Source organism: Streptomyces sp. NPDC102259 (genome assembly GCF_044766465.1).
GTDB lineage: Bacteria > Actinomycetota > Actinomycetes > Streptomycetales > Streptomycetaceae > Streptomyces.
In genome coordinates this window covers 335,990-349,193 of the sequence record NZ_JBIWMA010000003.1, presented here as the reverse complement: position 1 = coordinate 349,193, position 13,204 = coordinate 335,990, and the positions used below count along the sequence as shown (strand labels likewise).

General features: G+C 67.3%; 9 protein-coding genes. All 9 read right to left on the bottom strand.

Annotated elements, in window-relative coordinates:
- Positions 1 to 33: 33 nt before the first annotated feature.
- Positions 34 to 1,557 (bottom strand): amino acid permease, encoded by a 1,524-nt coding sequence (locus ACIRPU_RS10250; RefSeq protein WP_403864322.1) that lies wholly within the window; start codon positions 1,555 to 1,557, stop codon positions 34 to 36.
- Positions 1,558 to 1,714: 157 nt separating this feature from the next.
- Positions 1,715 to 3,640, bottom strand: a complete 1,926-nt coding sequence (gene dxs, locus ACIRPU_RS10245; RefSeq protein ID WP_355703516.1) for a 1-deoxy-D-xylulose-5-phosphate synthase — start codon at positions 3,638 to 3,640, stop codon at positions 1,715 to 1,717.
- A gap of 193 nt (positions 3,641 to 3,833) precedes the next feature.
- Complete coding sequence (locus ACIRPU_RS10240; RefSeq protein WP_403864319.1) at positions 3,834 to 5,189, bottom strand: sugar ABC transporter permease; 1,356 nt, start codon at positions 5,187 to 5,189, stop codon at positions 3,834 to 3,836.
- A complete protein-coding gene (locus ACIRPU_RS10235) occupies positions 5,186 to 5,977 on the bottom strand; it encodes an ATP-binding cassette domain-containing protein (RefSeq protein WP_351759404.1) in 792 nt (263 codons plus the stop codon). Before ACIRPU_RS10235 ends, ACIRPU_RS10240 begins: the two co-directional genes overlap by 4 nt.
- Positions 5,978 to 6,272: 295 nt before the next feature.
- Positions 6,273 to 7,373 (bottom strand): sugar ABC transporter substrate-binding protein, encoded by a 1,101-nt coding sequence (locus ACIRPU_RS10230; protein WP_403864316.1) that lies wholly within the window; start codon positions 7,371 to 7,373, stop codon positions 6,273 to 6,275.
- Positions 7,374 to 7,496: 123 nt separating this feature from the next.
- Complete coding sequence (locus ACIRPU_RS10225) at positions 7,497 to 8,696, bottom strand: ROK family protein (protein ID WP_403864313.1); 1,200 nt, start codon at positions 8,694 to 8,696, stop codon at positions 7,497 to 7,499.
- Positions 8,697 to 9,591: 895 nt separating this feature from the next.
- Complete coding sequence (locus ACIRPU_RS10220; RefSeq protein WP_403864310.1) at positions 9,592 to 10,524, bottom strand: carbohydrate ABC transporter permease; 933 nt, start codon at positions 10,522 to 10,524, stop codon at positions 9,592 to 9,594.
- Positions 10,525 to 10,526: 2 nt separating this feature from the next.
- Positions 10,527 to 11,453: a carbohydrate ABC transporter permease gene (locus ACIRPU_RS10215; RefSeq protein ID WP_403864307.1), complete on the bottom strand. Its 927-nt coding sequence runs from the start codon at positions 11,451 to 11,453 to the stop codon at positions 10,527 to 10,529.
- Positions 11,454 to 11,498: 45 nt separating this feature from the next.
- The gene (gene ngcE / locus ACIRPU_RS10210; RefSeq protein WP_403864304.1) at positions 11,499 to 12,962 is read right to left on the bottom strand and encodes an N-acetylglucosamine/diacetylchitobiose ABC transporter substrate-binding protein; all 1,464 of its coding nucleotides are present in this window, start codon (positions 12,960 to 12,962) and stop codon (positions 11,499 to 11,501) included.
- Between the last annotated feature and the right edge of the window lie 242 nt (positions 12,963 to 13,204).

Here is a 13,204-nt window from a genome sequence, read left to right as displayed (position 1 = left end):
CGTGAACGGTGCGGGGCCGGGGCTCCACAGGCGTCACACGGTGTCGTCGCGGCCCGGCCCGACGGTCCCGTCGGCGGTCGCCGCCTCGCGCCGTCCCAGACGGCTGTGCGAGCGGCCGTAGAGGAAGTACACGACGAACCCGATGACCATCCAGATGCCGAACCGCAGCCAGGTCTCGGCGGGCAGGTTGAGCATCAGCCACAGCGAGGCGCACACCGACAGGATCGGGAGGAAGGGCACCCACGGGGTCCGGAAGGACCGCGGCAGGTCGGGGCGGGATTTACGCAGGATGATCACGCCGATCGCGACGACCACGAAGGCGAAGAGGGTGCCGATGTTCACCAGCTCGGCGAGCTCGCTGAGGCTGGTGAAGCCGGCCAGGATCGCGATGAGGACGCCGAGCAGGATCGTCGGCCGGTGCGGGGTCTTGAACCGCGGGTGGACATGGGAGAAGAAGCGCGGCAGCAGTCCGTCGCGGCTCATCGCGAAGAAGACCCGGGTCTGGCCGAGGAGCAGGATCATGCAGACGGTGGTCAGGCCGACGGCGGCGCCGAAGCTGATGAAGCCCGCGAACCAGGGGTGCCCGGTGGCCTTGAAGGCGTCGGCGAGCGGGGCGCTGACCGACAGCTTGGTGTAGTGCTGCATCCCGGTGACGACGATCGACACGGCCACGTACAGGACCGTGCAGATGATGAGGGAGCCGATGATGCCGCGGGGCATGTCGCGCTGCGGGTTCTTGGTCTCCTCGGCGGCCGTGGCCACGACGTCGAAACCGATGAACGCGAAGAAGACGACGGAGGCGGCGGTGAAGATGCCCATCACGCCGAAGTTGGAGGGCGCCCAGCCGAACATCAGCTGGATGAGCGGGGACTGGAGTCCGTCGCCCGCGTCGACGGCCTGTGCCTTCGGGATGAAGGGGTCGTAGTTGTCGCCGTTGATGAAGAAGGCGCCCGCGATGATCACGGTCAGGACGACGGTCACCTTGATGGCGACCACGACGGAGGTGACCCGCGCGGAGAGCTTCGTGCCGATCACGAGAATGACGGTCAGCACCAGGACGAGGGCGGCGGCCAGGATGTCGAAGCCGAAGCCGTCGGCTCCCTCCCTGCCGCTGAGCGCCGCCGGCAGGTGCCAGCCCGCGTTGTCGAGCAGCGAGGCGATGTACCCGGACCAGCCGACGGCCACCACCGCCGTGCCGAGCGCGAACTCCAGGACCAGGTCCCAGCCGATGATCCAGGCGGGGAGCTCACCGAGGGAGGCGTACGAGAACGTGTAGGCCGAGCCGGCCACCGGCACGGTCGAGGCGAACTCGGCGTAGCAGAGCGCGGCGAGCGCGCAGACGACCCCGGCCACCACGAAGGCCAGAGCGACGGCGGGACCGGCGTTGTTCTTGGCCACCGTGCCGGTCAGGACGAAGATGCCGGTGCCGATGATGACGCCGACGCCGAAGACGGTCAGATCGAGCGCGGACAAGGACTTCTTGAGCGCGTGCTCGGGTTCCTCGGTATCGAGGATGGACTGTTCGACCTTCTTCGTCCGGAAGAGGGTGCTGCTCACGGGGTACCTCCCACGCAGTGTCGTCCTCGACATGATCGAGAGGGGGCGTAGAGCGTATGCCCCGACGCGGGCGAGTTAACGCGAATGGGCCGGTTCAACCACTCTTCACAGTGGTTGAACCGGCCCATCCGGGTGTGTCGTCCTGCCGGGGACGGCGTCAGTCGCGCGCGGACTCCACGGAGTCGACCTCGGCGGCCGTGCTGCCGTACTTGCCGTCGAGCCTGGAGACCAGGCCGGTGACCTGGCGGGCGATGTCGGGGGCGGTGAGCCCGATCTCGGCCATGACCTCGGCGCGGGAGGCGTGGTCGAGGAAGCGGGGCGGGATGCCGAAGTCGCGCAGCGGGACGTCGACGCCGGCGTCGCGCAGTGCCTGGGCGATCGCCGAGCCGACGCCTCCGACGCGGGAGTTGTCCTCGACGGTGACGACCACGCGGTGCCGCTCGGCGAGCGGGGCCATGGCCTCGTCGACGGGTTTGACCCAGCGGGGGTCGACGACCGTGGTGGTGATGCCCTGCCGGTCGAGGAGGGTCGCGATCTCCAGGCACATCGGGGCGAGGGCGCCCACGGAGACCAGCAGCACGTCGGGGGTGTCGGTGCCGCTCTCGCGCAGTACGTCCATGCCGCCGACGCGTCCCACGGCGGGTACGGCGGGGCCGACGGCGCCCTTGGAGAAGCGGACGACGGTCGGCGCGTCCTCGACCTCGACGGCCTCGCGCAGCTGGGCGCGGACCTGGTCGGCGTCGCGCGGGGCGGCGAGCCTGAGGCCCGGGACGACCTGAAGGATCGACATGTCCCACATGCCGTTGTGGGAGGCGCCGTCGGTGCCGGTGACACCGGCCCGGTCCAGTACGAACGTCACACCGCACTTGTGGAGGGCGACATCCATGAGGACCTGGTCGAAGGCACGATTGAGGAATGTGGCGTACACCGCGAACACCGGATGCACCCCGCCCGCCGCCAGACCCGCGGCGGAGACCGCGGCGTGCTGCTCGGCGATGCCGACGTCGTAGATGCGGTTCGGGAAGGCGTCCGCGAACTTCTTCAGGCCGACCGGCTGCAGCATCGCCGCCGTGATGGCGACGATGTCCTCGCGCTCCTTGCCGAGCGCGACCATCTCGTCGCCGAAGACCGAGGTCCAGTCGGCGCCCGAGGCCTTGATCGGCAGACCGGTGTCGGGGTGGATGGGGCCGATGCCGTGGAAGCGGTCGGCCTCGTCCTGGAGGGCGGGCTGGTAGCCGCGGCCCTTCTCGGTGAGGCAGTGCACGATGACCGGGCCGCCGAAGCGCTTGGCGCGGGCCAGGGCGGACTCCAGGGCCTCGATGTCATGGCCGTCGATCGGGCCGACGTACTTCAGGCCGAGGTCCTCGAACATGCCCTGGGGGGCGATGAAGTCCTTCAGGCCCTTCTTGGCGCCGTGCAGGGTCTCGTAGAGGGGTCTGCCGACGACGGGGGTGCGCTCCAGCACCTCCCTGGTGCGGGCGAGGAAGCGCTCGTAGCCGTCCGTCGTACGCAGGGTGGCGAGGTGGTTGGCCAGACCGCCGATGGTGGGCGCGTAGGAGCGCTCGTTGTCGTTGACGACGATGACCAGCGGGCGGTCCCCGTCGGCGATGTTGTTCAGCGCCTCCCAGGCCATGCCGCCGGTGAGCGCGCCGTCACCGATGACGGCGACCACGTGGTCGTCGCGGTCGAGGATCTGGTTGGCCTTCGCGAGGCCGTCGGCCCAGCCGAGCACCGTGGAGGCGTGGCTGTTCTCGATGACGTCGTGCTCGGACTCGGCCTGTGAGGGGTAGCCGGAGAGGCCGCCCTTCATCTTCAGCCGGGAGAAGTCCTGGCGGCCCGTGAGCAGCTTGTGCACGTAGGACTGGTGGCCCGTGTCCCACAGCACCTTGTCCTTCGGAGACTCGAAGACCCGGTGCAGGGCGATGGTGAGCTCGACCACGCCGAGATTGGGGCCGAGGTGGCCACCGGTCTTGGAGACGGCGTCGACGAGGAAGGTCCGGATCTCCTCCGCCAGCTGGTCCAGCTCCTCCGGGCTGAGCCGGTCCAGATCACGCGGTCCCCTGATGCGGGTCAGCAGCGGCACCCGTGCCTCCTTGCAGTAAAAGCTGATCGAGCTGTTGCCGGGCTCGTCGAGTCTAATGTTCCGCCCGGGCGGTCGGACTCCGGCCCATGCGTCATAGGTCACGCGAACGGCCGTACCCAGAATGAGCCTTTCCTATGACACGACTGTGCCCGGCATCGAGACGGATGCCGGGCACAGGGGGCCATCTGGAGCGTCAGCCGCGACCGGCGGCCTTCTGGCTCTTGCGGGAGATGGAGTCGATGACGACCGCGCCCAGCAGAACACCACCGGTGATCATGTACTGGATCGAGGTGTTCATGTTCAGCAGGTCGAGGCCGGTCTGGATGGACTGGATGACCAGCATGCCCAGGAGGGCGGACCACACCGTGCCGCGGCCGCCGAAGAGGCTCGTACCACCGATGACGGCCGCCGCGATGGCGAGCATCAGGGTGTTGCCGCCACCGGCGTTCAGCGTCGCGGACGCCGTCTGGCCCGCGAAGAACATGCCGCCGACCGCCGCGAAGCCACCGGAGATGGAGAACACGGTGATACGGACCATCGGCACGTTGATACCGGCGCGGCGGGCCGCCTCGATACCGCCGCCGACCGCGAAGACCTTACGGCCGTACGTGGTGCGACGGAGCACGAAGTCGACGATCACCAGCGCAGCCAGGAAGATGACCAGCGCGTTGGAGACACCGGACGCGTTGTTCAGCACGCTCGCCGCGAGGAAGGACGCGACGGCCAGCGCACCGACGCGCAGCAGGATCTCGGTGGTCGGCCGGAACGGCACACCGGCGGCCCGACGCCGGCGCTGCTCGCCGAAGTTGCCGACGGCGGTCAGCACGACCGCGAGACCGGCCAGCAGGTAGGCGCCGATGATGGCCTGGTCCATGAAGAAGGAGTTCTGGCCGAGCAGGTGCACCGGGCCGGAGTCCGACGGGATGTTGATCGTGCCGCTGGAGCCCAGCAGCCACAGCATCAGACCGTTCCAGCCGAGGAAGCCGGCCAGGGTGACCACGAACGCCGGTACGCCGATCTTCGCGAAGAACCAGCCTTGCAGTGCGCCGATGCCGGCGCCGACGGCGATCGTCAGGACCAGCGACAGCCACGGGTTCATGGTGTGGTCCACCACGAACACGGCGAACAGTGTCGACGCCAGGCCGCTGACGGAACCGACCGACAGGTCGATCTCGCCGAGCAGCAGGACGAACACCAGGCCGATGGCCAGCATGCCGGTGGCCGACATGAAGTAGCTGATGTTCGAGAGGTTGTCGGCGCTCAGGAAGAGGTCGTTCTTCGCCTGGAAGATCGTCCAGATGACGATCAGACCGATGACGACGGGGATCTGGCCCAGCTCGCCACCCTTCACCTTGCGCTTGAACTCGGTGAGGTAGCCCTTGAAGCCCTCTTCCCGCACCAGCAGGCGCGGGTCGACGACGGAGACCGGCGCGGCCGTCGGGTCGTCGGCGGGAGCGACGGTGGTCTGGTCCTCGATGACGCCCCCGGTCTTCTCGACCTTCCCGGGCTCCGAGGATTCGCTCTTCACGGTTTTGGACGTGTCGCTCACTTTGCCGCCTCCGCGGTGCGACGCCCCGCACGACGGGTCACGGCGTTGTCCGTGGCCCCGGTGATCGCGGCGATGATCTCTTCATGGCTGGTGTCCTTCACGGGGAAGGAGCCGTTGTTCTTGCCCAGACGCAGGACGGCCACGGTGTCCGCGACCGCCTTGACGTCGGCCATGTTGTGGCTGATGAGGATGACGCCGAGGTTGCGCTCACGCAGCCGCTCGACCAGGTCGAGGACCTGGGCGGTCTGCTCGACGCCGAGGGCGGCGGTGGGCTCGTCGAGGATGACGACCTTCGGGTCACCGATGAGGGCGCGCGCGATGGCGACGACCTGGCGCTGACCGCCGGAGAGGCTGGCGATCGGGATGCGGACGCTCGGGATGCGGATGGAGAGCGTGGACAGCAGCTCGCGGGCGTTCTTCTCCATCGTCACCTCGTCGATGACGCCGCGGTGCAGCAGCTCGCGCCCGAGGTAGAGATTGCCGACCACGTCGAGGTTGTCGCACAGGGCGAGGTCCTGGTAGACGGTCGCGACGCCGAGTCCCTGAGCGTCGTGCGGCCGGTTGATGCTGACCGCGCTTCCCTCCCACTCGATGACGCCCTCATCGATGGGGTGGACACCCGCGATCGTCTTGACCAGGGTGGACTTTCCTGCGCCGTTGTCGCCCACCAGGGCGACCACTTCTCCGGCGTGAACCTCCAGCTCGACGTCGGTGAGTGCCTGCACCGCACCGAATCGCTTGGAGACTCCGCGCAACGCCAGCACGGGCGTAGCGGACACGTGAACCATCTCCTTCGCCGCCTGACCGGCGGGGATGCCGCGCTCAAAGACAGGCGCGGAGGGATGTGCGCGACACGCGGGGTACGCGATGCCGTCGCACGAGGTTTACAAGATGAACATGCGTGAATCCGCTGCGCTTGGCAACGGTTCCGTCCGACGCCCGCCCCGGCAGCGGGGTATGAGGTGGGGCGGGCGTCGAACAGGTCTCACGGGACCGCTGAGCGGTCGGTGGGACCCGAGGGCCGGCTCGAGAAGCGACTCGCGAGGGCCCTCGGGACCCGGTGCCTACGGGAGGACCGGCGGACTACTGGAGACCGGCGGTCTTGCAGGCGGCGGCGTACTCGGCGGTGCAGATGTCCGCGACGGTGTACAGACCGTCCTTGATCACCGTGTCCTTGATGTTGGCCTTGGTGACCGACACCGGGGTCAGCAGCTGCGAGGGGACCTTGTCGCCGGAGCCGCTGGTCAGCGTCTCGGTGGCGAGGGCCTTGATGTCCTTGCCCTCCAGCAGGTCGACCGCGAGCTGGGCGGCGGCCTCGGCCTCGGGCTTGAAGGCCTTGTAGACGGTGGAGGACTGGGTGCCGGCGACGATGCGCTGGATACCCGCGAGCTCGGCGTCCTGGCCGGTCAGCGGGATGCCGCTGATCTTCGCGCCCTTGAGGGTGTTGGCGATGCCACCGGCCATGCCGTCGTTGGCGGCGTAGACGCCCGCGATGTTCTTGGCACCGAGCTGGGTGATGGCCGCGGACATCTTCTGCGCGGCGACCGTGTCCTTCCAGAGGCCGGACTGCTCGTAGGCGATGTCGACCTTGCCGTCGAGGGCCTTGTGAGCGCCTTCCTTGAACTGGCCGGCGTTCGGGTCGGCGTCGTCACCGTTGATCATGACGACCTTGGCCTTGGGGGTCGCCTTGGCGCCGAGGGAGTCGAGCAGGGCCTGGCCCTGGAGCTCGCCGACCTTGACGTTGTCGAAGGAGACGTAGGCCGAGACGGGGCCCTGAGCGAGGCGGTCGTACGCGACGACCTTGACACCCTTGTCCACCGCGGACTGGATCGAGGACTTGATCGCGGCGGAGTCCTGGGCGGAGATCACGATGACCTTGACACCCTTGGTCACCATGCTGCTGACCTGCTGGGCCTGCTTGGCCGAGTCGGCCGCGGCGTTCGCGTACTCGAGCTTGCAGTCGGAGCAGAGCGCCTTGACCTTGGCGTCGAAGTACGGCTTGTCGAACTTCTCGTACCGCGCGGTGACGCTGTCGGGGAGCAGCAGGCCGATGGACTTGTCGCCCGAGCTGCTGCTGCCGGAGTCGCTGTCCTTGTCGTCGCCCGCCTTGCCACACGCGGCAATCGAAAGCGCCATGGACACGGCGGTGGCGCCGATCACGACTCTACGCATCGTTGCGTTCATTTGAGGTGTGCCTCCCTGACAGGGCCGCAACGCTGCGGCCGAGGTGGCTCGAAGTCAACTCGGCCGCAAGTTCGACGTCAAGAAGTAAATACTTAACGAGATGGCAACGGCCTCATTCGTTCTCTAAGTGAAGGCAGGTGTCGCCGCGGTCAGCGTGCCGTCCAAAAGGGTCGAATCGCCCATCTCGCTCAGCGCGAGGGCGAGCGCCCCCAGCACCTCCGCACGGCCACCAAGTGCCCCCGGAAGAACGGAAAGTTGGCGCGCCGCACTCGGGATCGCATAGCGGCCGACAGACTCCCTGATCGGACCGAGCACCAGCTCACCGGCCTCGGCGAGATCACCGCCCAGCACCACCCGGCTCGGATTCAGCAGGTTGCAGAGATTGGCGACTCCACTGCCGATGTGTCGGCCGACGTCGGCGATCACCCGACGGCAGCCCGGATCACCGTCCCTCGCCAGCCGCACGACGCCTTCCATCGTCAGATCCGTGCCGTGGCTGGACTGGAGGAGCGGGAGCACATAGCGCGCCGCCGCGAAGGTCTCCAGGCAGCCCCGATTTCCGCAGCGGCAGACGGGGCCGGACTCGTCAAGTGTAATATGTCCGATTTCTCCAGCGGTACCGCCGGGACCCCGGTAGATCTTGCCGTCGATCACCAGACCGGCGCCGACACCGCTCGCGACCTTGATGTATGCAAGATCACGTACACCTCTGCCGCTGCCCCAGACCATCTCGCCGAGGGCACCCAGATTGGCGTCGTTGTCCACGTGCACGGGCACGCCGAGGCGGCCTCTCATCTCCTCGGCGGGTCTGGTACCGATCCAGCCGGGCAGGATGGCGGACGAACCCAGCGTCCCGGACTCCAGATCGATCGGCCCGGGCACGCCGAGACCGACTCCCGCGACCTTCTCGCGGTCCACCCCGGTGGCCTCGATCAGCCGGTTGACCAGCTGTTCCGCCCGGTCGAAGCCCTGTGTCGAGGAGGCGTCCACATCGAGTGGCTCGGACTCCTCCGCGAGGACCTGGTGCGCCAGGTTGCCCACGGCGACCCGGAGGTGGGTATGGCCGAAATCCACCCCGATGACGATGCCCGCGTCGCCGCTCAGACTGACGCTGCGAGCCCTTCGTCCACCCGCCGAGGTGGGTGTCACCTCGACGGTTCCGCCGTCCTTGAGTTCCCGCACGATGTTGGAGACGGTCGCAGCGGACAAACCCGTGCTCCGGGCGATCTCCGCTTGCGTCAGGGACCCTGCCAGACGCACGGCGCGTACGACCCGCTCCAAGTTGGCTCGGTGCAGCGACGACTGCGACCCCGGAGTCTCCACGACGACCTCCTGCGCGCGGGACCGCTTCAATGAGGCCCCGTCTATGTCCAACTAGTGAACTCTAAGCTGAGCCGTTCGGGTCGCCTCCCGTCAAGAGGTTGAACAGTATCCGCATGCGTGCGAAGAGACACGGAGGGTGTCCGAGCCGCGGTTGCGCGGCGTGCAAGAGCGGCTGCGGGGCGTTGCGGCCAGGGCTCGGCCGGGGCTGGGGGCAGGGAGAACAGGTGGTGAAAAGGGGCGGCGTGGAGTGAGCGCCCGGGGAGAGTGCGGGGCGGCGGGCCGCAGGGGTGAGCGTCCGGGGCCAGGTAATGAAGGCGAAGCCGGTTTCGCCACATTTCCTCGGCCGGCACCCGCCCTGCCGTGGCAATGCCACGCCACGCCATGCCATGCCAAACCAAGCCAGGGTCACGGCCACGGCCACGCGCGCGGCCGCCATCGGAGTCCGTGCGGGGAGCCGGGTCCCGGCGGCGGAGCCGACGTCCGGAAGAGAGTGCGGGTGGCGCGGCCTTGCGTCGAAACCGCTGCGGAAGACCGGCGAAGGCGCGAACGGCGACGGAGGCCGACGGAGGCCGACGGAGGCCGACGGAGGACGACGGAGGCCGACGGAGGACGACGGAGGCCGACGGAGGCCGACGGAGGACGTTAACGACTACGGAGGCCGGCTGAGGACGTGAACGACGATGAACGCGGGCCCCGGGAGGGCGGGCATGGCGCCACGGGCAAGCGCCGCAAGGGTGACGGCGAAGGTGCGACGGCCGAACGGCGACGGAGGACGGCTGACGGCTGACGGCTGACGGCAGGGCTGCGCGGGCGATCTCGGTTGAGTTGAGCGGGTGCCCGCGCAGAACCGAAGGGCGGCTCGACGCGGGCGCCCGGCCGTGTTCCGGACGCGCTCCTACTTCAGCGCCCCCGCGGTCAGCCCCTGCACCACCTGCCGCTGGAAGACGATGTACGCGGCGAGCACCGGGAGCATCGCCATCACGAGGCCCGCGAAGAGCCCCGACCAGTCACCCTTGTAGCCCTGGCTGACGGCCAGTTGGACCAGGCCCTGGGTGAGGACGCGTTTGTCGGGATCGGTGTTGAGGACCGTGGGGAGCATGTACTGGTTCCACTGGCCCAGGAAGTTGAAGATACCGACGCTGATCAGGCCCGGCTTGGCCATGGGCACCATGATCTGGAAGAACGTACGGCTGTGCGAGGCGCCGTCCACGAAGGCGGCCTCCGCCACCGAGGTCGGCAGCGTGCGGAAGAAGGCCGTCAGGAAGAACACCGTGAACGGCAGCGAGTAGGCGATGTAGACGAGGATCAGGCCGTGGATGGAGTTCAGCAGGCCCATGTTGTTCACGACGTAGAACAGCGGGACCAGCGCCAGCATGATCGGGAAGCTCATGCCGCCGATGAAGAGGTAGTAGATGAAGCGGTTGCCCGGGAAGTCGAAACGCGCCAGGACGTAGGCCGCCATGGAGCCGAGGACCAGCGTGCCGATGAGCGAACCGCCCACCACCAGGATGGTGTTGAGGAAGTAGTCGCTCATGTTGGCCTGGGTCCAGGCCCGTGACCAGTTGTCGAAGTGCAGTTTGTCCGGCAGCGACCAGGGCGACCCGAAGATGGAACTGTCGTTCTTGAAGGAGGTCATCACCGCCCACAGCAACGGCAGGACGACCATGATCGCCCAGAGGACCAGGATGCCGTGGGAGAAGGCGTTGAGAACGTTTCCTTCCGTTTTCTTCTCCGTAGGCGGTTTCTTGGTGGCCAGACCGACCTTCGTGACAGGGAGAGCCGAGCCGGACTCGGCGGGCAGGGGCGCGGGGGTTTCGGTCGTCTTCATCGTCAGTACTCCAGCCGCTCGCGCCGTCCCAGCCGCATCACGACCGCGGCGAAGGCCAGCGTCACGATGAGCAGGGCGACGCCGATGGTGGTGGCGTAGGCGGCCTGACCGTCACGGAAGGCCTTCTGGTACACGTAAAGGACCATGACGGTGGTCGAGTAGTCGGGGCCGCCGGGTCCGGTCGTCATGATCTGGACGACCGCGAACGACTCGGCGCCGAGCGCGAGGATCCCCATGTAGACCCAGCCCGACTGCACGGTGTCCCAGAGCAGGGGCAGGGTGATGCGGAAGAACGTCGCGGCCCGGCCCGCGCCGTCCAGCAGCGCGGCCTCGTACAGGTCCGCCGGGATGGAGGCCATGCCCGCCGAGAACAGGACCACGAAGAAACCGACCGTGGACCAGACGAGCACCGCCATCACGCACCACAGCGCGAGATCCGGGTCGCCGAGCCAGAGGGGCTGGAGACCGTCCAGCCCGATCCCCCGGAAGAAGGAGTTGATCGCGCCGCTGTCCGGGTTGTACGCGAAGGCGAACAGCAACGCCACGATGGCGATCGACAACACCTGCGGAAAGAAGTACACGATCTTGTAGAAGGAAGAGCCGCGGACCCCGGAGATCGCCGGGCCGCCCTTCCGCCGCCGGCCACCGACATTGATCATGAAGGCGAAGAACAACGCCAGGCTGATCGTCACCAGCGGCAGCACGACCGCGAACATCAAGCTGTGCTGCAAGGACTTCCAGAAGATCTCGTCGTCCAGCATCCTCCGGTAATTGTCCAGGCCGACCATCTTGAATTCGGGGCTCAGGCCGGTCCAGTCCGTGAACGAGTAGTAGATGGACTGGACGAACGGCCACACCACGAAGAGCGCGTACAGTCCCAGGGGGAGCGCCAGGAACCCCACGATGAACCGGTACTTGCCGTGCTGCATCGCCACTCCGGTGCTTTTATGGATACTTCGCCGTGATTCCCACCGTCACTGGTGCTTGTAATGCTTGATCGTCGTGTCCTTCGCGGCCTCGTCGGCGTAACCCTGGATCTTCTTGATCGCCTCGGCCGGAGTGAGTCGGCCGGCCATCATCTCGCCGAGACCGGACACCCCGATCTTCTCCTTCTGCAGTTGGACATACCAGTCCTGAAGTCGCGGATTCACCACGTTCTCGCCGGCCTTGTCCAGTGCCGCCACGCCCGACTTGAGGCCCGGAGTGAGGGTGATGCCGTCGGTGCCGCCGTTGTAGGCGGTCAGCGACTTGACCTTGGCGGTGAAGTTCTTGGAGGACGCCTCGCTGAGCATGATGCGCAGCTGTTCCATGCCGCCTGCCGTGTTCTTCGCCTTGGCCGGTACGACGAACGGCTCGCCGCCGGAGGCCCAGATGGTGCCGAAGGGCATCTTGTCGGAGGAGTCGATGCCGGTGGGCGCGGAGACGGCCAGGTCGAAGTCCGCGGGGATGACGTTCGCCGACTCGTTCTCCACCCAGGAGCCGTTGGGGATGAACAGGGCCTTGCCCTTGGCCCAGGCGGTCTGCGACTGGATGTGGTCCAGGCCCGGGGTGCCCTGAAGGATGTAACCCTTCTTGTAGAGCTCGTAGTAGGCGTCGAAGCAAGCCTTTACCGCCGGGTGTCTCCAGGCGTTCGGCTCCAGGTTGTCGATGGCGTCGAGGACTTCGCGACCGCCCACCTTGCCGATCATCGGGTACAGCGAGAACGGGAGGTAGTACGGGTATTTGCCCGCGTACGTCCAGCCCGCGATGTCCTTCTTCTTGGCCTTCTCGCAGACCGCGAGCATCTCGTCCCAGGTCTCGGGATACGTGGCGTCGAGCGAGTCCAGGGCCTTCTGCGAGTACCAGACGCCGTAGACGGTGTAGGCGTAGTACATGATCCAGACCGGGTCGCCGTCGAACTGGCCCATCTCGACGATGCCGGGCCGCAGGGTGTCGCGCACCTTCTTGTTCGGGTCGTCGTAGGACGGGGCGTCCAGGAGCGGCGTGAGGTCGGCAAGCTGTTTCTTGCCGACCAGGACGCCCATGTCCATCTGCTCGGCGCCGGAGTTGTCGATGAGGTCGGGCGGGGTGCCCTGGTTGAAGCGGGGCTGGAGGGTCGACTGGATCTTCTGGGTGGCCGAGAACTTCACCTTCGCGTCGGGGAAGCCCTTCTCATAGATCTTGACCGCGTCCTCGGCGTACTCCTTGCCGAAACCGCCGTCGAACAGGACGAATTCCATCTGGGCGGTCTCGTTGACCGCGAGAGGATTCTTCGCGCTCTTCTTACCGGCCTTGGCCTTGTCCTCGTCACCTCCGCCGCTGCTGGCACAGGCGGACAGAAAGCTCATCGTGGGGACGGAGATCAGGCCGAGCGCCGCGGATCTCTTGATCAGGTCTCGGCGGCCGACACCTGCGGAGCCGTTCTTGTTCGAGCCGATGTTCTCGGTGTGGGATCCCATGCTCAAGTCCTCGCCTTCTCCAGGACTCAGGCGGTGCACCGGATCCTTCCCGGCACCGCGGTCAGGTCAAGCAGGGTCGTACGGATCGTGCGGTCGGACGGCATCACCGGAATCGAGGGTGAATCGCCGACAGGTATAGTCCACTTCTTGCCAGCGGAGCAAGATCGAATGCAAGGTTGGCCGTTGGTCTTTTCCGAGTTGAGACCTCCCGGAAATATGACCGGCCGGTGGGCACCTTGCCG

Coding starts and splice junctions, on each gene's coding strand:
- ACIRPU_RS10215 (WP_403864307.1), bottom strand. CDS start 11,453: ATGCAGCACGGCAAGTACCGGTTCATCGTGGGGTTCCTGGCGCTCCCC.
- ACIRPU_RS10220 (WP_403864310.1), bottom strand. CDS start 10,524: ATGAAGACGACCGAAACCCCCGCGCCCCTGCCCGCCGAGTCCGGCTCG.
- ngcE (WP_403864304.1), bottom strand. CDS start 12,962: ATGGGATCCCACACCGAGAACATCGGCTCGAACAAGAACGGCTCCGCA.
- ACIRPU_RS10235 (WP_351759404.1), bottom strand. CDS start 5,977: ATGGTTCACGTGTCCGCTACGCCCGTGCTGGCGTTGCGCGGAGTCTCC.
- ACIRPU_RS10230 (WP_403864316.1), bottom strand. CDS start 7,373: ATGAACGCAACGATGCGTAGAGTCGTGATCGGCGCCACCGCCGTGTCC.